At 63.1% G+C, this 23061-nt stretch carries 15 protein-coding genes and 2 pseudogenes; 5 read left to right on the forward strand and 12 right to left on the reverse strand.

What is annotated here, in order from left to right; all coding sequences use genetic code 11:
* Positions 1-155: 155 nt before the first annotated feature.
* Entirely contained in the window at positions 156-560 is a 405-nt protein-coding gene (locus tag QFZ69_RS07930; RefSeq protein WP_373461830.1) for a UBP-type zinc finger domain-containing protein, read from the reverse strand.
* Positions 561-1831: 1271 nt separating this feature from the next.
* Here QFZ69_RS07930 and QFZ69_RS07935 point away from each other — a divergent pair.
* Positions 1832-2305, forward strand: a pseudogene (locus QFZ69_RS07935) (NAD(P)/FAD-dependent oxidoreductase); the annotation flags it as partial.
* Positions 2306-2381: 76 nt separating this feature from the next.
* Positions 2382-3032, forward strand: coding sequence for an NAD(P)/FAD-dependent oxidoreductase (locus QFZ69_RS07940; RefSeq protein ID WP_306917068.1), 651 nt, complete (start codon positions 2382-2384; stop codon positions 3030-3032).
* A 515-nt stretch (positions 3033-3547) separates the two neighbouring features.
* Here the strand turns inward: QFZ69_RS07940 and QFZ69_RS07945 are convergent.
* A pseudogene (locus QFZ69_RS07945) lies at positions 3548-4798 on the reverse strand (IS256 family transposase).
* A gap of 565 nt (positions 4799-5363) precedes the next feature.
* Positions 5364-6806 carry an IS1380 family transposase gene (locus tag QFZ69_RS07950; protein ID WP_306917070.1) on the reverse strand — a complete coding sequence of 481 codons (1443 nt, stop codon included), beginning with the start codon at positions 6804-6806 and terminating at the stop codon, positions 5364-5366.
* A gap of 825 nt (positions 6807-7631) precedes the next feature.
* Between QFZ69_RS07950 and QFZ69_RS07955 the strand changes: the two genes are divergently transcribed.
* Together QFZ69_RS07955 and QFZ69_RS07960 are read left to right on the forward strand one after the other, a co-directional pair.
* Positions 7632-8186: an Ltp family lipoprotein gene (locus QFZ69_RS07955; RefSeq protein ID WP_306917072.1), complete on the forward strand. Its 555-nt coding sequence runs from the start codon at positions 7632-7634 to the stop codon at positions 8184-8186.
* A gap of 1087 nt (positions 8187-9273) precedes the next feature.
* On the forward strand, positions 9274-9786 hold the full coding sequence (locus QFZ69_RS07960) for a hypothetical protein (protein WP_306917073.1): 513 nt from the start codon (positions 9274-9276) through the stop codon (positions 9784-9786).
* Positions 9787-10612: 826 nt separating this feature from the next.
* Here QFZ69_RS07960 and QFZ69_RS07965 read toward each other — a convergent pair.
* A complete protein-coding gene (locus tag QFZ69_RS07965) occupies positions 10613-11071 on the reverse strand; it encodes a hypothetical protein (RefSeq protein ID WP_306917075.1) in 459 nt (152 codons plus the stop codon).
* A 694-nt stretch (positions 11072-11765) separates the two neighbouring features.
* Between QFZ69_RS07965 and QFZ69_RS07970 the strand changes: the two genes are divergently transcribed.
* Positions 11766-12788, forward strand: coding sequence for an LLM class flavin-dependent oxidoreductase (locus QFZ69_RS07970; protein ID WP_306919633.1), 1023 nt, complete (start codon positions 11766-11768; stop codon positions 12786-12788).
* A gap of 1239 nt (positions 12789-14027) precedes the next feature.
* Here the strand turns inward: QFZ69_RS07970 and QFZ69_RS07975 are convergent.
* The 8 genes from QFZ69_RS07975 to QFZ69_RS08010 all read right to left on the reverse strand — a co-directional run bounded on the left by QFZ69_RS07975 (position 14028) and on the right by QFZ69_RS08010 (position 23031).
* Positions 14028-15365: a hypothetical protein gene (locus QFZ69_RS07975; RefSeq protein ID WP_306917079.1), complete on the reverse strand. Its 1338-nt coding sequence runs from the start codon at positions 15363-15365 to the stop codon at positions 14028-14030.
* Positions 15366-15490: 125 nt separating this feature from the next.
* Positions 15491-16450 (reverse strand): IS481 family transposase, encoded by a 960-nt coding sequence (locus QFZ69_RS07980; RefSeq protein WP_306913615.1) that lies wholly within the window; start codon positions 16448-16450, stop codon positions 15491-15493.
* 111 nt (positions 16451-16561) lie between these two features.
* Positions 16562-17902 carry a NosD domain-containing protein gene (locus QFZ69_RS07985; protein WP_306917081.1) on the reverse strand — a complete coding sequence of 447 codons (1341 nt, stop codon included), beginning with the start codon at positions 17900-17902 and terminating at the stop codon, positions 16562-16564.
* Positions 17903-17929: 27 nt separating this feature from the next.
* The gene (locus QFZ69_RS07990; RefSeq protein ID WP_306917082.1) at positions 17930-18067 is read right to left on the reverse strand and encodes a hypothetical protein; all 138 of its coding nucleotides are present in this window, start codon (positions 18065-18067) and stop codon (positions 17930-17932) included.
* On the reverse strand, positions 18064-19014 hold the full coding sequence (locus QFZ69_RS07995) for a carbohydrate kinase (RefSeq protein ID WP_306917084.1): 951 nt from the start codon (positions 19012-19014) through the stop codon (positions 18064-18066). The genes QFZ69_RS07990 and QFZ69_RS07995 overlap by 4 nt, the downstream gene beginning before the upstream one ends.
* A 152-nt stretch (positions 19015-19166) precedes the next feature.
* Positions 19167-20750 carry a glycoside hydrolase family 32 protein gene (locus QFZ69_RS08000; protein WP_306917086.1) on the reverse strand — a complete coding sequence of 528 codons (1584 nt, stop codon included), beginning with the start codon at positions 20748-20750 and terminating at the stop codon, positions 19167-19169.
* Between the two features lie 39 nt (positions 20751-20789).
* Positions 20790-21833, reverse strand: coding sequence for a LacI family DNA-binding transcriptional regulator (locus QFZ69_RS08005; RefSeq protein WP_306917089.1), 1044 nt, complete (start codon positions 21831-21833; stop codon positions 20790-20792).
* A 280-nt stretch (positions 21834-22113) separates the two neighbouring features.
* Entirely contained in the window at positions 22114-23031 is a 918-nt protein-coding gene (locus tag QFZ69_RS08010; RefSeq protein ID WP_306917090.1) for a carbohydrate ABC transporter permease, read from the reverse strand.
* Positions 23032-23061: the final 30 nt, after the last annotated feature.

The raw sequence follows: 23061 nt of genomic DNA on the forward strand, positions 1-23061 counted from the left end.
TTAGCCTGGGCGACGTCGCTCCCACTCCACCTGGGTCAGCACCTAACGAATCCGTCCGCAGCTTGGCAATCCGCACTTAGACTTGGGCGTGGCAGGAACCTGGTATTGCGCAGGGCGGCGCCTCGGCGTCGGAGCGGCCGGTTGGGTGTCCGCGCTTATCGGTGTATATGCTCCTGCCAGTCTGCCGGTACTTTCTCGGCCGGTGCAGGTACCGGCTGTTCCGGTGGTCTGGACTGAGGATCCGGAAGCCGCGGCCCGCGGAAGAAGCGTTTCGTCGTCGTCTCGTAAAACCAGTCCTCCCCCGGTTCAAACGATGTAATGACGGGGTGGCTGACGCTGCGTGCGTGGGCGCTGGCATGCTGTGAGGGTGATGAATCGCAGCATCCGATGTGTCCGCATTGGGCGCAGCGGCGAAGATGTACCCACCATCCTGGCTGGTCACCGCTGAGGCACTCCAGACAACCGGTTCCACTCGGTGTGGCGGAGAGGCTGATTCCCGGAATGGGGCGATCGTCCATGCGGCCCCTCCATTTCAATTGCTCCGGTTCTGCCCAGGTCATCCCGCGTGCCCGCTGTTGGAGGCCATTCTGGCAGAACCTTTGTGCACTTGGAAAGACAGAATCTAGGCGGTCGTGACCGGCGGTCGGAACACGATCGGGTACGACAAACCAATCATGGAAGGCGATAACCGCCTTCGGCTGCGCGGAGCACGGAGCACGGAGCACGGAGCAAGATCGGTCGGGTGAAGCCGCTGCCGAAAGAGAAGCCGGAACATGGACAACGCGGAGTTTGATTTTGTGGCCGTGGGTTCCGGGGCCGGCGGTAGCCCGTTGGCTTCCAACCTGGCGCGACCGGTCGCCGCCTCCTGCTGCTTGAGGCCGGCACCGGCCATCGCTCTGTGTTCTAACGTCGGGTAATCCCGCGCGATCGCTCTGATGGCCGGTTATTCAAAGTGCTGCCGACCTCGACTAAGTCGGCCGCCGAACTCAACGACCGACCACGCAAACGACTGTAGTTCAAGAACATATCGAAGAGATCGACCAATGCTGTTGCTGCCATGAACGCTAGAGTCGGGCTGTTCCCGATTGCAGGGCGACGTGCTCGTTCGAGTCGCCCTGGCAGGGGCTGGTGTCGCTGGCGGGGCCGCGGTTGCCCGGCGAAAGCCACCGTGCAGCCACTGCCCCTGCCCATGAGAAACCTTTAGCTTCCGGGTCCTCGGGCGGGTAGCGTGGACGGCATCCGGCCAGACTGATCCGTTATGAGGAGGACGGCCATGGATGACGCGGTTCCGGTCATGCTGATCGCGACCACTGACCCGATCTCTCGGAACATCCTGGGCGACGAGCTGCGCCGACGCTACGGCGCCGACTACGAGGTGGTGGTCTGCGCCGATCACGCCCATGGGCGAGCGGTGCTCGACGGGCTCCGGCGCTGGAGTCGTGAGGTTGCCCTCATCGTCGCATGTTACGGGCCGGCTGACCGCGACGGGCTGGATTTCTTGCGGCGGGCCTACGTCTATCACCCGGCGGCCAAGCGTGCCGTTGCGGTCGCGTGGGGTGACTTCGCCAGCACCCCCACTGTGTTCCGGGCCGTCGCCCAAGGCCATGCCGAACTGTTCGTCATACGCCCCGAGCGGCCGCGCAATGAAGAGTTCCATGGGGCGATTACTGACGCCCTCGACGACTGGCACCTGGCCCAGGGGGGTGGGTTCGAGGCGGTCCGGCTGATCGGGGAGCAGGGCGACGAACGGACACATGCGTTGCGCGACTCCTTCGGTCGCAACCACATCCCGGTGGGATTCCACCCGGTCGGGTCCGAGGCAACGCAGCGGATGTTGGAGAGCCTCGACCTTCACGACCCCGAGCTGCCGGTGGTGGTGCTGGAGTTCACGTCGCCGCCGACCACCCTCGTGAACCCCAGCGACGTGGAGATCGCCGACGCGTTCGGGTTGCCCCGACCGCCGCCGACGGACAAGGTTTTCGACGTCGTGGTCGTGTGCGCCGGCCCCTCCGGTCTCGCGGCGGCGGTGTATGCCTCTTCCGAGGGCCTCTCCACGATTGTGGTCGAGCAGCAGGCTGTGGGAGGCCAGGCCGGCACCAGCTCGCTGATCCGCAACTACCCGGGCTTCTCCCGCGGTGTGAGCGGCGCCCACCTAGCGTACCGGTCCTTCCACCAGGCCTGGATTTTCGGCACCGAGTTTCTGCTTATGCGGCAGGTTGAGGGCCTGGGTGTCGACGGAGTCGTGCGCACTGTGGCGATGTCCGACGGCAGCGTGGTGCGGGGCCGCGCGGTCGTGGTGGCCACCGGCGTGGAGTACCGGCGCCTCGGCGTACCGCAGCTCGAGGGGCTGGTCGGCAGGGGTGTCTTCTACGGCGCCGTCGATGGCCGGGCAGCGCGTCTGCGTCGTCGGTGGCGGCAACTCGGCCGGACAGGCAGCGCTGCACGTCGCGAAGTACGCGAAGCACGTGACGCTGCTGGTGCGCGGACCCACGCTGGCCGCCACCATGTCGGACTACCTCATCGCCCAGCTTGAGGCCACCCGGAACGTGACGATCCGCCGCGGAACCGCGATCGTGGGTGGCCGCGCCGTGGACGGGCGCCTCGCCGCCATCGTCGTCACGGCCACCAGGGACTCTGACGGTGCGCCCACCGAGGAGATCGATGCGACCGGCCTGTTCGTGCTGATCGGTTCGGTGCCGCGGACGTCGTGGCTGCCCGACGTGGTGCAGCGCGACCGCGCTGGATTCCTGCGCACGGGCGGGCCCTCTGAGGTCGGGGACACCGGGTCCGACGAACCGACCAGATCGGGGTTGCCGCTGGAAACCAGCGTGCCGGGCGTCTTCGCGATCGGCGACGTCCGTTCCGGTTCGGTCAAGAGAGTGGCGACCGCGGTCGGGGACGGCGCCACCGTGATCTCGCTGCTGCACGGCTACCTGGCCGAGACCCCTCTGCCCACGCCAACACCTGCCGCCGGGGCGGCCGTCCCCGAGGAGCCGGTTGGCGATAAGCCTCGACCGAGGCCGAATCGTTGATCCCGTCGACGCGGCCGCCACTCCAAGGTCGCTGCGTTCCTGCTGTTCGCGCCTGGCTAGGCCTGGGTTTCGCCGTCGAGCTCGTTGGCGAGGTCACGACCCCCAGCGGAATAACCGTGCCGCAGGCGAATCTTAAGTATCACGCCGAGTACAGATACGACAGCGGGGCGGTTGTAACCCCTAGTGAGACCCGTCATACCCAACGCTTCTCCGGGACAACGTCAACAAAGAATTCCACGATCACTATTTCCACACGAGCCACGGCAACGGCTACACCTGCACCTTTAATTTCGACTACCACTACACCAACGGCACGGCACAGTTCGTGTCAGAGGTCGGAGGCTGCGTTCCGGACTGACGGGACCTAGGGAATTGCTCATTTCAACGTTAAATGCAGCGTCTTTGGCGGCGGGGCGGTCCCTAATAAGTGCCACTGCGGAGCATGAGGGATCCAATCGACGGTCAAGTCCATTTGCGTGGTGTAACCGGGCCGCTGTGTGATTCTTGAAAATTGGTTAGGCGCGTAGCGCCAGGTCCGGGTGCAGTTCCTCCTTTTCGTTGTCGATTGCCGGGGTGGTCCCGGCAGTCTGGGATTGCTGGATCAGCTCAAGTCCGAGGGTAGCGGCGGGACTCGATCCATTCGTCGTGCTGTTCGGCGAGCACGGCCCCTACGAGTCGGATCAGCGCGGTCCGGTCCGGGAAGATGCCCACGACATCGGTGCGGCGCCTGATTTCCCGGTTGAGGCGCTCTTGGGGGTTGTTGGACCAGATCCGCCGCCAGAGGCCCTTGGGGAACGGTGTGAAGGCGAGGATGTCGGTCCGGGCAGCTTCGAGGTGGTCCGCTACTTTCGGAGCTTCTGGGCCGGGGCGTCCAGAACACGGTCGAACTGGGCGTGCACGGATGCCGCGTCGGGCTGGTCGTAGACCGAGTGCAGCAGTGTCTTGACCCACGGCCAGGACGCCTTCGGCGTCGCGGACATCAGGTTCGCCGAGTAGTGCGTCCGGCAGCGCTGCCACGAGGCGCCGGGCAGGGTGGCCCCGATCGCCGCGACGAGGCCTGCGTGGGCATCGCTGGTCACGAGTCTGACCCCGCTCAGCCCGCGGGCCACGAGGTCGCGGAAGAAGTCGAGCCAGCCGGTCCCGTCCCCCGCGGAGGACGCCTGAATGCCCAGGACCTCGCGGTACCCGTCGGCGTTCACGCCGGTGGCAACCATCGCGTGGATGTTGACCACGCGCCCGCCCTCGCGGACCTTCAACACCAGGGCGTCGGCGGCCACGAACGTGTACGGGCCGGCGTTCAATGGCCGGGTGCGGAACGCCTCGACCTGCGCGTCGAGGTCCTGGGCCATGACCGAGACCTGGGACTTCGAGAGCCGGGTGATGCCCAGGGTCTTCACCAGCTTCTCCATCCGCCGCGTGGAAACTCCGAGCAGGTAGCAGGTCGCCACCACCGAGGTCAGGGCGGCCTCGGCACGCCGGCGGCGCTCGAGCAGCCAGTCCGGGAAATACGAGCCTTGCCGGAGCTTGGGAATCGATACTTCCAGGGTCCCGGTGCGGGTATCAAAGGTCCGGTCCCGGTACCCGTTGCGCGAGTTTGTCCGGGTCGCGGAGCGCGCCCCGTATTCGGCGCCGCAGACGGCGTCCGCCTCGGCACTCATGAGCGCATTGATGAACGTGGTCAGCATCGAGCGCATCAGGTCAGGGCTGGCCTGCTCGAGTTGTTCGGACAGGAAGCGGGCAGGGTCGATATTATGGGATGCGGTCATCGCGTGAAATATCCTTGTGAACAGACTTTGGTAGGTCTTTTCAAGAATCATGCGATGGCCGCCTCACATTCGGGCAACAAGCCCAAGCCGGGCCGTTACACCACGCTAATGGGGCACTACCCCGGATCCTAAGCTGACGCGTTGGACGTTGTGCGAGCGACCGCTTCCGAATGTCGCGCCGGGATCCCGAGCAGGCATGAGAGAGTGCAACCATGAAAAACGACGAAGGGGACTGCCCCCGGTTCTTCAAGTGACCGAAAAATTTCCCGCGAACACGGGGGTCAACTACGCAGAATGGTCCAGATAGATCGGAATCTCACAGGCTTCTTTTTGGCGGTTCGATCACTAGTTGGCGAAACGGGACTGAAAACCCGGCGAATACTGGCCTAGCCCGGATTTTGCATCGGTCGTCGGTCGGGGGTGTTGATGGCGGCTGAGCGGCTGGCGTGTTGTCTGGGCGGATTCCGGGCACCCTCGACCGTCCCATGCGCCGGGGTTGGCGCGGGTTTCCACGTACCCGTGATGGCTGTCTGTCTGCTCGCAGTGATGGGGCTGGTTCCGGGCGTCAGGTCTGCATGATGGCGGTGGGGTTCTTGAGGCTCGCCGCGATGCTTGCGGTGGCTTCGAGTAATCTGTGGATCAGTTGGTGTTCGGGTGCCGTTCCGGGCAGGAGGAGATAGCTCTTTCTGGCGCGGGTGATGATCTTGCCTGCAGTGGCGAAGAGCCGGTAGCGCCAGCGTTTGATGTCCCATCCCTTGGCGTGGTCGCCGGCGGGGAGCGCGGTGAGCTGGAGCCAGGAGACGAGGTTGGAGGCCAGGGCTGCGATCCACGCCCAGGCCTGGTTCGCGGCGAAGTCGAAGAACGGCAGCTTGCCCAGACCGGTGTTTTTCAGGGTCTTGATCCGGTTTTCGCACCGGGCCCGGGCGCGGTGTCTGGCGTCAAGGAACGGGCCGTGCCAGCGCGGTGAGTTGGTCAGGAACGCGGTGATCCGGTGCCCGTCGATGTCCAGCAGCGTCGGTTGCGCGCCGGGGTGCAGGGGCTCGGCGCGCAGGAACAGGTTCGTTCCCGGCGGGTAGTCGGTGAGCGGGATGATGTCGGTGGCGTTGATGACCCAGGCATCGGTCCGGTCGTTGCCGGCCTGGTCCAGGGCCGGCTGCCAGTTCTTCTTGTCGTTGATCCAATCGACCATGTGGGCTTTGGCCGCGGGGACGGGGTAGGAGACGGAGAACTGGGCGTTCCGGCTGTGCAGGTACCAGAGGAACTTCCTTGAGGCTCCGGCGCTGTCGGTGCGGACCAGGACGTTCTCTCCGGCCAGCGCCCCGGTCTCGTCGAAGAATCCTTCGGGCAGGCCGGACACGGCGGTCTCGAAGACGCGGATGTGGTCATCGGCGCTGTTCGCGCCGGCGTTGCCGGGCCGCAGCAGGCAGGCGAGGATTTCCCCGGTGCCGTTACCGGCACCGTAGTCACAGGACGCGATGAAGGGGGCGAAGCCGTAGCCGCCCTTGTAGGTGCCGGCGACGTTTTCCTTCTCCGAGTGTGAGGCCACGAGGGTGGCGTCCAGGTCCAGGATGAGCGGATCCGCCGCTGTCGCCGACAACGCCGGGTTCCGGTTCCCGGCCGCTTCCCAGGCCGTGGAGCGCAGTTGCCGGGTGAGGGTTTCGATGCCATAGCCGAACAGCTCGGGGTTCGTCACGGTCCGTTCGAAAAACCGGGACACCGTCGCGTTCGAGGGCAGCTGGCCGAAGACCCCCGGTGAGACCCGCAGGATGTCCAGATCGGACACGTGTTCACCTCCGGCGGCCAGCATCGCCGCCAGAGAACCGACCAGCCGGCCGGGCCGGTGCGTCGCGCCTGCGGGAACGAACTGGCCCAACCGGTCCTCGCACAGTGCCCCGAAACCCAGGGCATCCATGAAACCGGTCAGGACCTTCACCCCGGCGTGGGAGACCAGCGACTGGCCGGTGAAAGTGACCGGAACGGACGGAAAAACACAGGTAGACTTTTGCATCGAAAGGGTGCTCCTTCACTCGGCAAATAACGGTCTCGACAACCACTATTTTCCCAGCTCAGAGCACCCTTTCCCTGCTTAAACACACACCCTCAGCCACCCGCCATGAAATCCCCGGGCTAGTTGGCGATTGAAGAATCTGATCAGAGTGGACGGGTCAGCTCGTCGGGTACCACTCTGGAGCGGCGACCACCGTCCTGGTTCTCTTGATAATCCGGTTCTCGATCAGCGTTTTTGGTTCTTGATCCCGCGCGGGACCCTAACGCGCGGGACCTTATATGTTGAGCGACCCGACCCAAAGAGGAAACGAATTCCGGGCAACATGACCGTGGTCTAACTTGCCCCGAATCTTACTGAGCTATGACGAGCGTCACAGATGGGCATTCTTTTACGTGAGCCGCACGACCGACGGCGGACGGTGCCGAAGCGTGTCCTGGCATGGGGCTGGTGCCGGTTCGTTTAGGCTTATCGGGGCCAGTAGGGCCGGCCGCAATATTGGGGGAACGATGAGCACAATGAAACAGGCCCGCAGGGCCTCCGCCGCACTGGCAGCCGTCGTGGCGGCTGCAGCCCTTACGCTCGGCGCGGCCGGGCCTGCCCATGCACAGCCGGGTCTCGCTTCGCACAGTGTGAGGGCACCCCTGTCGAAGGCTTCCACGGTCAAGGTCGGCCAGCCGGTCAATGTAGAGGCCTCCGTCAAGGGCAAAACCGTGAAGGTCACTTGGAGCAAGCCGGCCGTCACCGGCGCGGTCACCGGATACGAGATCAAGGTCGGATCCAAAACCTACAAGGGTCCCCGCGTCGTCCCGCGCCAAGTGGGCCACGGTGGCGCAGGCCGGCACGCACACGGTGAAGATCCGGGCCATCGCAAAGTCCGCGAACGGCAAGAACCGTGCCTACGGACCTTGGGTCACCAGAACGGTCAGTGTTGAGGCCGCCGCCAAAACTAGGACGATCAGCCAGCGGAACGCTCTGGAAACAGCTGCTCGTTACCTCGAATACTCCGCCTTCTCTCGCTCCGGTCTGATCAGGCAGCTGGAGTACGAGAAGTATTCGACCGCCGATGCGACTTGGGCCGTGGACCGCGTGACAGTCAACTGGAAGGAGCAGGCCGCCAAAGCAGCCAAAAATTACCTCGAATACTCCGCCTTCTCTCGCGTCGGTCTGATCAGGCAACTGGAATTCGAGAAGTATTCGACCGCCGATGCGACTTGGGCCGTGGACCGCGTGACAGTCAACTGGAACGAGCAGGCCGCCAAAACAGCCAAAAATTACCTCGAATACTCCGCCTTCTCCCGCGGCGGGCTGTTTGATCAGCTGATCTTTGAGGGCTACACCCCGCAGCAGGCCAAGTACGGAGTGGGCCGGACGGGTCTGTAGCGGTCTGTCCCGGTTCTCCTGGTGGTGTCGAGGCCGATGCTGCCGCTGGAACTGAGCAACCAAAATACTGCTGCGCCATCCGCACCGAGGCGCTGAGATCCTTCCCTCACGTCCCAGCCCGTCTGGCGGGACGGGCTGGACACGGGTACGAACCTAGATCCGCAATTAGGTCGATTTCAGGTACTCGTTGTCGGTGGCCACAAGATAAAAAGTACGGTGTCGGATTCTTTGCCTGGGACAACCTAAGAGTGAAGATAGCTGCCCTAAATCCATCCTGATTCGTTCGCAAAGTGCTGCATCTGGAATGGCAGCGGCGTCCTCAGGCCAGGGGGAGTCGGACGGCACTAGTTGATCACCATGACTGGTCATTCAGCCTCTCTGAATGCCCGGGATGAAGCTGAAATCAGGGAGCGGCTCAGGTCGCAGGAAGAGAATCTGATCCGCTCTGCCGCCGCGTTGGCCGAAGTCATCCGACATATTGAACGGGGGCGTGAGGCCAGCCCTAGTTCGCCCGTTCGGTGCAGGCAGAGGAAAACCGGTGGCGCGCCATCGACCGCGAGTTCGGGCTTCTCGGCAGTGCCGAGGTTGCCGAACTGCTCGGCGCCAGCAGGACCAACCGGAATCTGGCCCGCAGTCTCGCCAAAAAAGGACGGATCCTTGGTTTCAGGCGCGGCGGCAGAATCCTCTACCAGGGCTTCCAGCTCGACCCCGGCACCCGCGCGGTGCGTCCTGAGTGGCCCGCGTCATTGAGCTGGGCCGAGACTCCCGGTGGGAGGCCACCCATCTGCTGCAGTGCTCTGCGCGCCCAACTGCTTTCTTGGAGGAGCCCGCCCGGTAGACGTCCTGGAGGACGAACCGAAGATGCTGGAGGCAGCCCGCGCGGACCTGACGCTTCGGGGGTGAATCCTGACACGGGCTGAGTCATCGACTTCTGCACCATCGGTTGCTACATCCAGGCGGATGAGGGGAGCCGGCCCAGCACAAGCCGGTTGCTCAGCAGCCAGCTCTCAGAGATCGGCACCGTTCCGGATAGATTGACTCCTAATAGCTTGCCCTCTGTTTCCCAGGTAAAGGACGCCGGCTGTGGATGAATCTTTTGAGAACCCTGCTGTCGATTCTGACCGCCGTGCGGAACTCCTCAATGCAGCGCAGTGTAGGCGCCATCGTCGATCAGGTGAACCTGGAAAGTGGCGCCCGGCAGTCAGTCGAAGTCATGGTCAGCTACAGCTACAGCGACAGGATCTGGACGGTTACCGACGATCACAAGACCTGGTTGTTCACGCCTGCCCGTGGCGGCAGGATTTATTACCGCAACGGAAAGATCGAGGAGACGCCACGGGACCGGGACGATTACCTGCCACCGGAGATCGCCCTGTTCTTTCCGTTGTCCATGCGGATCTGGGGCGGAATCCCGGACGACCACAGGGTGGCGGGAGCTGAAGCGGAAGGCGAGGGAGTCAGGCTTGCCCTGGCTGCCATTGAAGATCCCCGCTTCACCGGGTCTGCGTTCGTTAACACCAAGTACGGGGTCATGACCGAGTACGTGACGTCCGGGCGGACGTTCACGGTCCGCGACCTCAGCTGGCTCCCGCGCCTGTGAGACCGCAGCGCAAAGACAGCATCCCTCTAAACCGATGGCGTTAGTAAGTTGGCCGTATGAGTCTTCACTGCCGCATGATGTCCGCGCTGTGGGCTTTGGGTGTCCTGGCGTCCATTGGCCTCGCAGCGTGGGGAATGCTGATGACACTCTTCCTGTTCGGATACCCCGACGCTTTCGTTCGGGAAAGGTCCGGACATGTGCTGATCTTCTTTGGGAGCGGCAGCTTCTGTCGGGTCCGCCGCATGGTCGCTCTTAAGCGGCCGGGCACGGCCGGTGACTTTTGCGGTCGCTGCTGCAGCGCTGCTTGTCGGTCTGCCGAATCTCACAGGCAGCGACAGCTATGTTGACGTTCTTTGGCGGGATCATTGCCCTTCCTGCCGCGTTCGCCGGGCTGCTAATCGAGCTGCTGGGCGGGTCGTACGGAGGGTAAGCGTGATCTGTCTCAAATAGGGCCCTTGGCCGGCGAAATTGCATCAATCACAGCCGTTACTGGCAGGTCTGAGTATCAGGTTTGGGCGTATTCCTTGTCGCAGTGCAGACACAGAGGCACGCGGCAGGCCCGCGCCAGCCATCTGCGCTGACTCCTCGCAGCGCCGGGCCGTGGCTTCGCGGGGACGGGATTAGCCCATGCCTGTAGGACCGGCCCACGCTCCCGGGGCGCCGGTCCCGCCACCACCGCGGTCGTCATCTCTGCCACAACGTATGCAGCGCTTATATAGACTGCCGTCTTCGTTGTGTTCGACATGCCATTCATGGCGGATATTCAGCTTGCACAGCAGGGCCTGGAGCATGATCCTCTCCGATCAAAAAGGGCCGGTCTGGGCCACTATTTTTTCGTTGCGCGGCGTCGTGTTCTGAGCATGGCGGCAGCGGCCACCAGAATCAGCAGGATAATGCCAGCGATGAATGCGGCGGTTGTCCCTATTCCGTAGGACATGGATTCTTCTCCGGAACCGGCGAGCAAGTGACCGCGCTGCACGTCAAGCCAAACGCTGGCCCCGGACAGCAATACGAGCAGAGGCAGTTGAGGTAGTCCGACCAAGAAAGAAGGAGCAATCTTCAGCGGAATGCCAAGGCGGCGGCTGCCAAGATAAGCCGTAAGGGGAGCCGCCAAAAGCATGGCGACCAACCAGCCGGCCGGGGCCGGGTCTGTCGTGGAAGGATTACCCAGCACTATCGGGATGAATACCAACACGGTGGCAGCCCCAGAGGCCGTGGCCAGCCAGGCGACACGGCTGGCGGACGCCTTCCTGGTCGAACGACGATCAGCGGCAGAAGTGTTCATAACGGCCCATCTTGACTCACCAATGAGTACTCTCAGTGTAGGTCTCTCGTCGAATCTTTCCGCTCTCCTCAGGACACATCGTCAACGAGCTCAAACCGGCAATTTCAATCTGGAAACAACCCGGATCATTTCCCGGGAGTGGGGCGTGGTAAACCGCGGCGCAACGTGCCTAGGATGCATGCGCTGGAACAGCCGTAACCTCGTTATCGGTTAATGGCTTTCACTGCCCGCTGAAAAACCAATTGAAGCCGGTTCAGGTCCTCGGCCTCGGCGACCGGGACGGCCTTGTGCGCGTCTTCCCGCCCAGGCGCCACGAATCCGCGGCGTCTAACCCCGAGGACCCACTACGGGCATCATCGGGATGACCAATTACTGCACAAGTCGTTCGGCACCGACCTTAACGACTGTGCCCGGGACAGCAACTTCGGCAACCGGTTCGACACGCCCGACGGGCCGGTCATGGTCTCCAGGGACACCGGCGTGGGCGCCAACCTAATGGACTTTGCCCAGCGCTGGCGGCACGCGTGGAAGGGCTTTAGGGGCAAGCTCATAGTGGGGCGAGAACCTTAGGTTTGGGGCCGGCCCGAAGCAGCGGTGACTCCCTTCGTCCCGCATCACCCCTTGGGAGCTAACTGGCCGACGGTCAGGCCGCGGCCCAGGAATACCTGCCATCGACCCGGGGTTGGCTCCTGATGTGAAGAAGATCGGATTCCTGTCCTTCGGCCACTGGACCGACCACCCGCAGTCCGGCACGCGCAGCGCGTCGGACGCGCTCCTGCAGGCGATCGACCTCGCGGTCGCGGCCGAGGAGCTCGGCGCGGACGGCGCTTACTTCCGTGTTCACCACTTCGCGCAGCAATACGCCTCCCCGTTCCCGCTGCTCACCGCAATCGGGGCACGGACAAGCCGAATCGAGATCGGCACGGGCGTCATCGACATGCGCTACGAGAACCCGCTTTACATGGCCGAGGACGCGGGTGCGGCCGACCTCATTTCGGGCGGCCGCCTGCAGCTGGGCATCAGCCGGGGCTCACCAGAGCAGGTCATCGACGGCTGGCGCCACTTCGGCTTCTCCCCTGCCGAGGGCGAGTCCGACGCCGACATGGCCCGCCGGCACACCGAGCGCCTGCTCGAGGTACTTACGGGCGAGGGCTTCGCGCAGCCGAACCCTCGCCCGATGTTCCCTAACCCTCCGGGCCTGCTGCGCGTAGAGCCGCACTCGGAGGGCCTGCGAGAGCGCATCTGGTGGGGCTCTGGCTCGAACGCCACGGCGGTATGGGCCGCGCAGCTCGGCATGAACCTGCAGAGCTCGACGCTCAAGGACGACGAGAGCGGCAAGCCCTTCCACGTCCAGCAGGCCGAGCAGATCGAGCTCTACCGGCAGGCTTGGAAGGAGGCCGGGCACGAGCGGGAGCCGCGCGTCTCGGTGAGCCGTAGCATCTTCGCGTTGACGGAGGAGCGCGACTGGAAGTACTTCGGCCGTGACCGCTTCAGCTCCGACCAGGTGGGCAACATCGACGAGAAAACCCGGGCGGTTTTCGGCCGGTCCTACGCGGGCACCCCGGACGAGCTGGTCGCGAAACTGGCCGAGGACGAGGCGATCGCGGCGGCCGACACCGTGCTGCTTACGGTCCCGAACCAGCTCGGCGTCGAGTACAACGCCCACGTCATCGACTCGATCCTGAAGCACGTGGCGCCGCAGCTCGGGTGGCGCTGACCCCGGCCCGACCCTTGTGCGATGGTGGCGGCCGTGCTGAGCGTTTTCGTGTTGGGTCCGCTGCTGGGTCTGGCGCCGTCCTTCGGGCCGCATTGAACGAGGTCTGGCGTTTTTGCGTGGGGACCGTGTTCTGTGGGCTGGCCCTCTGTTTCTGGAGCGTCGAGAGCGTCCGGGGGAAACGCCGGACTCTGACCCATTAGTACCACCGCTTGTGTAGCTGACCGAAGACGTGGCTAAAGGGCGCCCGGGGATTTCAAGGCTTCTTGGCCAGGGCGTCCAAAAAAGCGGATGGTGACCCTAGTCCGTCGCTCGGAGGCGGCAAACCTCACATCAGGTTGGGCTATACCCATAGGCGCTGCGGCTCATTGAACAGTTGAACGGGATTGAGGGTGGTGCTGACGAGATGGGGGAGCCGGAACCGCTTTTCGCCGCCCAATAGGATGCCGCACGCAAACTGATTGACGACCCCAACCTCAGCCAACATTGTCTTCGCGCGCCGTTCCGCGTTGCTTGAAATATGGGCGAGGGCCAGGGATTCCTCCGAAGAGACGGAGCGGCGGATCCCCGAAGTCCTTTGCGGGATCACGTGGTCTGTCCTCTCCAGCCGTGTGAGCTGACAGACTTCGACAAAAAAGGCCAACTGCGTTGGAACAAACGGCTTTTTCAAGTGAACGAAGATTTCCCACTAACACAGGGGTCAACATTCCGAAATGGCCCCATACTGAACGGAATCTCACAAGACGAGACGGCTGGGCGACTCGAGTTCCCTGTCAGCTCTTAGAAACCTGCAACGGCCCCGTGCGCAGATGCGTGCGGGCCGTTTCTTTACGCCCACACGACGGTTGCCAATCGGACCGACTGTGAGGTTGGAGGTTAGTTGGCCACAGGGACATTGTCGCACCCGATGCCGAACGGCGACTGCTTTCCCCGTTCGGTCAGGTAGGTGTCCGCTAACTTGACGCGCAACGTCAGTCCTCTTGTCAAAGTTCAAGATCAAGTCGGCGAAGTCGACGCTTGCCCTCGGCGCCGAACGCACGGTCAGCTCGCCCGATGGCATGACGGCCCGACCATGGGCCAACCAGTGCGCCCAACACCTTCTGGGGACATCGTCAGGACGACAACCCGGCACCAAACTGCAACCTCGGGTTTCTTCAGCGATTCACGACCGTCAGCCTGGCGGGCACAGCGCTGCTGCTCGTCGCAAGATCGTCCGTCGCCGTTCTGACTCGGGTGGGTGCTCTACTGCCGACTAGGAGTGACCGGGTCCTCGCTCGGCTTGGAGGAGACGCTCGACAGCGGGCGCTGGCCAGGGTGCTCGGAGTAGAACACTTCTCGCGCCCGCTGTTTCTCCATGGTGAAGCTTTGGCGCAACTGCGGTGACACCTGCTCAAGCAAAGTGTCTAGCGGAAGAGACTTGCCATACTCCGTCCAGGTCTCGAAGTGCACCCAATCCCCGCTGTTGCCCTGGGCGAGTTCGCCGTCGTGCGGCTCCATGTCGAAGAACACCCGCACGTGCTCGGGACGGGCATCGGGTGGACCTTCGCCGCGGCCGCGAAGATCGAGGGAGATCCCGCTCGGGTGGGAGACCCGGACAATGCAGGCGAAGATTGTCTGGGTCGGGTGGCGCAGCGCCTTCTCCAACCCCGACGGGAGTTCCTCAGCCAGCCGGTCGCGGATGACGGCTTCCAACCTGGCAAGGCGCTGATCGAGGATGCCGCGATGTGCCCACGCAGTGATAAGCCCGACAAGCGCGCCTATGATCAAGCCCTGTACGAGGTTTCGCGCCATGGCCCTCAGTAGTCCGCTTTCGACGGCTTCGCGGAGCACGCTACGGAGAGTGACTGGTAGCAGGCTTCTCGATTCAGCGGTGGCAACCGCCCCCGAAGCCCCACTCGTTACTGCAGCCGGCGGAAGCTGGTGGCTGGGAGGCGTTACAACCCCGCTAACGCGGAATACGCTGACGACTGTTTCCTTGGTTCCCGCGGCGATCACCGTCTGCGGTCCACCTCCCGGATAGGACTTCGGCAGTCCCGGAGCAGCGCTGCTTTCGGGCTGGGAACGTACGGCGCCCGCGACGGTTGGCGTCCCGGCCGGCACCTCGACGACATAGACGTTGACGACCGGGTTTCCGGGCACGGGTGCGCCTCCGGGGGCCTTGGCGGGCAAGGCGCGAGGAAGCCCCGCGGAGTCGCGAATTGCCCCTTCTCCCTTGGCAGCAACTGACTTCGCATAGGCCTCTGCTTCTGCTCGCGACTCAAAGAGATGATCGAACCACAGGCCGTCGGGGCGTTGGGGTCCCGCCACTCGCACGCCGTAGGTCACCTTCTTGGTGACGGAGAAAAACCCGCGTTCGAGATCACCACGATCTGCCGGGATGTTCGCTGCAGGTCCACTTGGCTGACGCTGAAGAGGTGCCGAACCGATCAGCCCGCTGACGGCTCGGTTACCTGCAGCATGCTGCAACGCCAGCACCGTCCCAGTGGCGACTTCTCGTCCGGGCGCGCTCTCGGCGCTGCCACGCCGCGACGTTCGAACGGTCTCCAAACCGGCATCGGCCTTCTGATGGAAATCTCCCACGGCTAGCTCCCGCATTAGGCGTCTCAAGCTTGACACCAAGGACGGGCAAGTTCAACTGAGCATTGCTCGTTCGATCGCGCTCCACCGTGAAGCTGGGCCACAAGTGCACATGCCGCCTAGATGTATTACCCACGGAGGTTGGTGACACGGCTGGCGGGTGGTTGACCCTTGAGTGAGGTGTGGCCTCGGTTGTGATTGTAGTGGTGCAACCAGGCGGGGAAAGCGGCAACACGCTCGGCCTCTGATGCGTAGGGCTTCGCGTAGGCCCATTCGTCGAGCATGGTGCGGTTGAACCGCTCAACCTTTCCGTTGGTCTGGGGGCGATAGGGGCGCGTGCGTTTGTGCTTGATGTCCGCACCGAGAGCCTGGGCGAAGACGCGGGAGCGGTAGCAGGAGCCGTTATCTGTCAAGACCCGGCTCACCGTGATCCCGGCGGCGTTGAAGGCAGCGTTTGCCCGTTCCCAGAAGCCGGCGGCGGTTTCTTTCTTCTCGTCAGAGAGGATCTCGGTGTAGGCAAAGCGGGAGTGGTCATCGACTGCGTTATGCAGGTAAGCGTAGCCGGGCCTGCGGTTGGCGTTTGTGCCGGTCTTGTTCCGGTTCCCCGCGGCCCGGCCGGTCACGCGGTGTCCGCCGCCGTCAGGAATCCGGCCGAGTTTCTTGATGTCCACGTGGACCATGTCCCCGGGGTTCTGGTGCTCGTAGCGGCGGATCACCCTGCCCGTGGCCCGGTCCAGCCACGACAGCCTGGCAAGCCGGTACCGGGAGAGGACCTTGTGCACGGTGGACGGGTGGATACCGAGCAGGTAACCGATCCTCGCCGGCCCCCAGCGGCGGTTGACCCGCAGCGCGATGATTCGTCGTTCCCGCCGGGCAGGAGTGCGGCGCGGGGACCGGGACGGCCGGCTGGAGAGGTCCTCCATGCCGTCTTCGCCCAGCTCCCGGTAGCGGCTGGCCCAGCGCGCCGCGGTCGGGACGGAGACCTGAAAACGTTCTGCAGCCCGACGTAACGGCCAGCCGTCCTCGACAATGCACTTTGCCAGCTCGATCCGTCCCCTGCGGGCGAGAAAAGCATTAGGGTGGGACATTGAAGACCTCCGTTTGTGGAATTGGACTCTAGACAAGCCCCACTCCACTCGGAGGTCTTCTTCATGTCACCACACCACGCCGACCGTCACTAACGTCTGTGGTTAATACACCTAGAAACCGACCGTGGGTGTGGCCCTAAAGGCGTTAACAGCCCTATCTGCGATAACTTGGGCGTCACTTCCGGAATCAAGGATCGTATTCCGAGCTGATTCGGAATCGACCATGACGGCCGTAACGGCGAGGCTGTCCGAAGCCTTGGTCGTCAACAGAGCGTCCACCTGAGCCGAGAAGCAGGAATCACTTGACTTGGAGTGAACGTCCATCGCCACCACATGGTTGTTGGAGACGAAGTTGCCAACCCCCGCCATCAGCCGGATGATGACAGGCGTCGCACCTGTCGGCCGGATGCTCTGTGAGTCGATGATCTGGGAGAAGTGGTTGCCGATGACAGAGTTGTTGTTGCCGCTGACACAGAGAAGTCCGTTGAGGTCGTCCAGTCCGTTGTCGACTCCCAGGAAGGGCGTCCAGGGCTCGTGGTCACGCAGGAAGTGATTCGTGGCCACGAGGTTTTCGGAACTATTCGCTGCGAGAATCAGCATCCCAGGGTAGAACGAATGCAAACGGTTGTTGGTGACGCTTGAACGCGTGACGCCGTCGAGATGGACGCTGCTCGCACCACGGGGGAAGACGTTGTTCGCGGTTATCAGGAGCCCGCCATGGTTCTCGGCGTAGATCGAGTGACCCTTGAAGCCTGCTCCGACCAAGTTGTCGGTGATCTTTGATGCCTGTCCCCACCCGCGCAGCTCGATGCAGCTTCCGCATTCAGCGATGAAGTTGTCGTGAACGGAAAGCGCGTCCGCGTTGTAGATAGTGAGAGCGTTCTCAAGGTAGACGAACCCCATGCCGGTTACGCGGAATGAGTCATTGGCGTTCGCGACATAGATGCCGGTCTTGCCGTTGACGTAGGTGTTCTCCGGATGCATCCCCGAGCCATCCGAGTTGAAGTGCAACCCGTCGATGCAGAAGTTGGAGAACTCGACCGAGCTGATCCGCGGGCTCCCGCTTCGCTCAACGTAGAAGGCGGCTCCCTTGGATTCCTCCCCGTCTCCGCCGAGGGGAATGTCGACAAGAATGCGACTCCCTCCGGGCCACAGCTCATGCAAGTCCGGCCATTCGTCTTCGGGAACGTTGAACCGGATGCTCGACGACGTAAATCCGTGTCCCGAGCCATGGATCCTGAGGAAGCTGACGTCGATCACCACCTGCGTACGAAGGTGGTAGTCCCCGGGCGGAATGTAGATCACCGCGCCTGGCTTTCCTCCATTGTTCGCATCGGTGAGAGTCTGCCGGTCCTTGATGTCAGCGATGATGCTGTTGATCACTTCACCGACGTCCTCGGACGGATTGCCGACGGGCCACGTAGTCACGTCGTAGCAGTTGTTGCTTGGCATAGGTTCTTCCCTTTGTGTTGTGGTTTCTCAGCCCTTGACGGCGCCGGGAGTCAGGCCGGCCACGACGTGGCGCTGCAGGATGATAATTCGGATGATTACGGGGGCCCGGTAGTGGATCGCCTGCGCGGTCATCGCACATGCCAGGGCGCCTGCACCGGGCTTCATTGGGCCACCGGTTGATACTCCGGGAGTTCCGCTCGTAGTTCCTCTGACGTTGGAGGGTGAGCGCCTGGGCGGCGTACTGTGATGGCCGCTGCTTTAGATGCCATGCGGCCTAGCGACTCCAGCACCGACGGTGCCAGCCCATCTGCCCCGCGCATGAGGAGTCCGTAGATCAGGGCAGACATATACGAGTCGCCGGCCCCTATGGTGTCGACCACGGCAGACTTAACCGATGGAACGACTACCCGCGTGCCTCCCGTTGTAAGCAGGGATCCCTCCGCTCCCATGGTGACGACGACGAGCCCGGGCCCAAGTTCAAGGATACGTTTTGAGATGTCTTCCAGGGATAGCCGCGGATAGAGCCACAGTGCGTCCTCGTCGCTGAGTTTAACTACCTCTGTGAACGAGACGAGTTCCTCGAAGATGGTTTTTGCCTCAAATTGGCTGCCGAGCAGTGCAGGGCGGATGTTGGGATCGTAGGTGACGACACAGCGCTGATGTGATTGCTCGAGAAGCTCTCTTACTAATGCCGCTCCCGGCGCCAGGAAGGTAGCTATCGAGCCGGTGTGCAGGACCTTGGGAAGGGTCGCCGGAGCGATCCGCGGGAGGTTCCATCGGATGTCGAAGTCATAATGTGCTGAACCATCGGAAGCCAGAATCGCAGTCGCCGTAGCGGTTCGGCCACGGCCCTTGGAACCGGGCAAGAGATTAACACCGGCGCTCCGAAGGTGCTTCTCGATAGCGGCGGCATAGCGGTCGTCGCCGATCGAGGTCAACAATTCGGTGTCCACACCCAGCCGTCCGAGTCCGTAGGCAACGTTTGCGGGTGATCCACCGGGGTGCTCCACAGTGCCTCGGGGAGAGACAACTATGTCCACGAGGGCTTCACCGACAACAACGACATCAATGCTCGGTTTGGGGTAATCGTCGGTGTGCTGGACTGTTGGCATTCTGGACCTTTCATGGAGTCACCAAGCTGGATTCAGCGCGAAGCGCGAAAGGCGCACTTCTAACGTGGCATCGGGCTGAGGTGGATATTGGTTTGAGGGTATGAGGAAGATTCTCGGAGGCTCATCCCTCCGCCGTTACCTCCAGCCTGCGGTTAGGTGAGTGTTGAGACCGCGAGCTTCAGTATTGTTGCCGCGCCTCCCTCAGCCGATAGCCAGTTCTCCCGGTTTTCGGTTTCGGGGAAGATGAGATCAGTCAGGACGACCTTGCCGCCCTGGACGAATACTTCGACCGAGCAGCGGTCCACGACGATGAGTAATTTGAGCACACCGTTTTCAAGGTCAACTGGTGCTGACTCGACCGAAGCGAATTTCCCGTGGAAGCAGGTGTTTCCTGATTGTCTGCGGTCAAGGATGAGTTGGGCGCTGGTTGTGTTGTAGCTAAGAATGGTGCCCTTGCTCCCGTCACTGCTTCCGAAGAGTCGGAAAACAAAACGTTCGGCGCTTCCGGGCAGTATCTCCGCCTCGATGATTTGGGCGCTACCTGGTACCGCATCCGGCAATCGGAGGGCTGAATTTCGCAGCTCAAAGGTGTCTGCGTTCATTTGGTCCTTGGCAGTAGCCAGCTCTTCTCCTGCGCAGGGGTCCGCCAGGACCGGTTGCTGGATCAGACGGGCGGAGCCGTTGACTGCTGTGAGGCGCACTTCGCGGGCGAGGGTCATCGAGGACCGCCAGGGGGCGGTGGGCAGCTCGTTGGCGTAGTCCCAGTTGTTCATCCAGCCGATGATGATACGCCGGTCATCCGGGGTGTTGCTAAAGGATACGGAGGCGTAGCAGTCGCGTCCCCAGTCCAGCCACAGGCATTGCTGCAAGGCTGCAGGGCCCGCCTCGGGGTCGGGGAGGGAGGCCAGTCCTGCTGGCGCAGCGAGTGAACCGGCGTCCGGGAGGAACCGTGCGCCATCGAAGTGCCCGATGAAGTACTGGCCGCCGGAACCTCCTGCCACTGCGCCGGGGTTAATGTTTACGATCAGTACCCATTTGATGTTGTCCGGGTCCCCGTCCACCGCCAGGGGAAAGAGATCGGGGCACTCCCATTCGCCGGCGTCGGCGTTGGCCGGGCCGAAGTTGCTCAGAAAGTCCCAGGATTTGAGGTCTTCCGAACGATAGAAGACCACCTTTTGGTGCTGCGCTTCGACGGCGATCATGACCCAGCAGGCACCTTGGTCCCCTTGATAGCGGAAGACTTTGGGATCGCGGAAGTTCGCGGAGTTTCTGCTGAGGACAGGGTTTCCTTGGTATTTTCGCCACGTCATTCCTGCATCTGTGCTGTAGGCCAGAGACTGGGCCTGCGTGCCGCTGTGTTCGGACGCGGCTTTGTAGGCACTGGTGTAAATGGCTACGAGGGCAGGTGCGTCCGCCGTGCCGAAACCGGACGTGCTGCCGTGGTCGACTACGACACTCCCTGAGAAGATGTCCTCTGTCTCGTCGCAGGCAATGGCAACAGGGTGTTCCGTCCAGTGCAGCAAATCACGGGAGGTGGCGTGGCCCCAGGACATGTTGCCCCAGACGTTGCCGTACGGGTTGTTCTGGAAGAAGAGGTGGTACAGGCCGTCGTGGAAAACCAGGCCATTGGGATCGTTCAGCCAGGTATCCCTTGCCGTGAAGTGGATGGCAGGCCGGAACCCGGAGGTTCCGGCCGTGGCTGTTTCCTGGCGTGCGGCATCAAGGCAACTGGACATGTCTGGCGTTCCTCTTGGGAAGTGGAAGGGGCTGGCTGCCTATTGCCGGGGCGCCGTGATGGAATCGCGGCGCACCAGGGGGCAGCTCAGAATGGTCGGGTGAAGTGCCATGAGGGTAAGGTCGGTCTTTCCCTCGACGGCGTCAATCAGGTGCTCGGCGGCCCAAGCACCCATCTCGTAGTGAGGCAGGGCCACGGTGGTGAGGCCCGGGTGAAGGTTGGCGGCGATCAGTTCCTGGTCATCGAAGCCGACGACTGAAAGGTCAGCGGGGATGGTGAGTCCCAACTCCGCAGCGGCGCGGTAGGCTCCCATCGCCATCCGGTCGTTGTAACAGAACAAGCCGGTGGGCGGGTCCTCGCGTGCCAGGATCCGCCGGGCCGCTTCATAGCCGCCTTGCACCTCGGAGACCTCGGACTCGACAGGTGCCGCGTCGCCGTCGAGCCCTGCTTCGGTCAGCGTGGCCCGGAACGCCTGGAGCCGCTGACGGGTTGCGGGGACATCATCGGTGTTGTTGATGAAGCCCACCCGGGTGTGGCCCGCTTCGAGGAGCGCGCCCACGGCGGCGCGTGCACCACCTTCTTCGTCCGGAATCACGGCTGTGATGTTTCCACCGGTGGCCACCGAATCGACCAGGACGGAGGGCACACTGCCGAGGTTGGCCGGCAGCTCCACGTTGCGGTGGTACATGGTGGCGTAGAGGATTCCGTCCACCCGGCGCTCCAGGAGGTTCTCGACGTCGGCCTGCCGGGATTCGAGGCTGGCCGAGCCGGAGGTGTTGATGATCATGAGGTTGTACCCCCGGGCTCTGGCGGCCTCGTCAGCACCGAGGATGATCCGGCCGGCGTGGGGCGTGGTGGCGATATCCTCGCTGACCAGACCTAGCATGCCGGTCCTCTGGGTGCGAAGGGCCTGGGCAAGGCGGTTGGGGCCATAGCCTAGTTGCTCCGAAATGGTCCTGACCTTGTCTCTGGTTTCGGGGCTGATTCGGGCGTAGGAAACCTCGTTGAGTACGTGGGAGACAGTTGTCACGGAGACGCCGGCGGCGACGGCCACGTCCTTAATGCCGATGTTCTTGTTGCTCATCTGTCTCCCACGTTCTTATGGTTGGTGTTGCTCTTGAGGGGCCGGGTTTACTCGTCCCAGAGGCCGTGTTCGGGCCAGCGGCGAGGAAGCCGTTCCTCGACCGGAGGCAGCTCTTCGTGGTGCGCGTGCTTGCCGGTCTGGTACCAGTAGGCTGCCGAGGAATAGTCGTTGCCCTTGTGCCAGGCCGTTGAGCGGGCTAATTGGCTGCCAAAATTCCATGTTCCATTGCGTACCTTTCGATTTTCCCGTGCGGGGTGTTGTTCGTTTCGTTGTTGGTGGTCTAGCCCTTGACGGCGCCGAGCGTCATGCCTGCGACGATCTTGCGCTGCAAGAGAAGGGTGAGGAGGATGACCGGGATGGAGTACACGGCGGCAAGTGCCGTCATGGATCCCCAGTCCAGGCCGAACTGGGTCTGGAAGTTTGCGATCACCACTGGGGTGGTCTGGGACCGGACGGCGGTCATCAGGAGGGCGAACAGGAATTCGTTCCAGGAGGCGAGGAAGGCGAAGATCGCCGTGACCGCGATGCCGCCGGACACCACGGGGATGACCACGCGCCACAGGGCTCCGAGCCTGCTGCAACCGTCCACGGTGGCCGCTTCCTCCAGGTCCTGCGGCACGGCTTCGAAGAAACTGGACATCAGCCAGATGGAAAGCGGCAGCGAGATTGTGGTGTGGGCGATGGACAGGGCAATCGGAGTGTCGGCAAGTCCCGCTGCCGACATCATCGATGCGAGGGGGATGCCGATGGCCACCGGCGGCACCATGCGGGTGACCAGGGCCGCCATGATGAAAACGCGGCCGCTGGGTGTTTTGTACCGGGTGATGCCGTACGCGGCCGGAACCGCCAGCACGAGGGACAGGACCGTGCTGATGATGGCCGTCTGCGCGCTGTTGATGAAGGAGGCCAGCACCCCGCTGCGTCCCAGGGCGTTGGTGTAGTTCTCCAGGGTCCATTCCCTGGGCAGGATGGTGGGCGGGACGGCGATGGTGTCGATCGGTGTCTTGAACGACGTGAAAAGCAGGTAGAGGAACGGGAAGCCGTAGAGGATCATGGCCGCCGCGAGGAGGATCCAGAGCAGCGTCCTGGTGCTGCGCTTGCCTGCCTCAAGGCCCTCCGCGTGGTAGCGGCGGCGGCGCGCGCCGTTGCCGTCCGACGCCTTGGTGCTGACTGGGGAAGTCACTGTTGAGGTTGGCATGGTGGTCTCCGTTGCGGCTGGACCTTGAAG

The organism is Arthrobacter sp. V1I7, assembly GCF_030817015.1.
GTDB lineage: Bacteria > Actinomycetota > Actinomycetes > Actinomycetales > Micrococcaceae > Arthrobacter.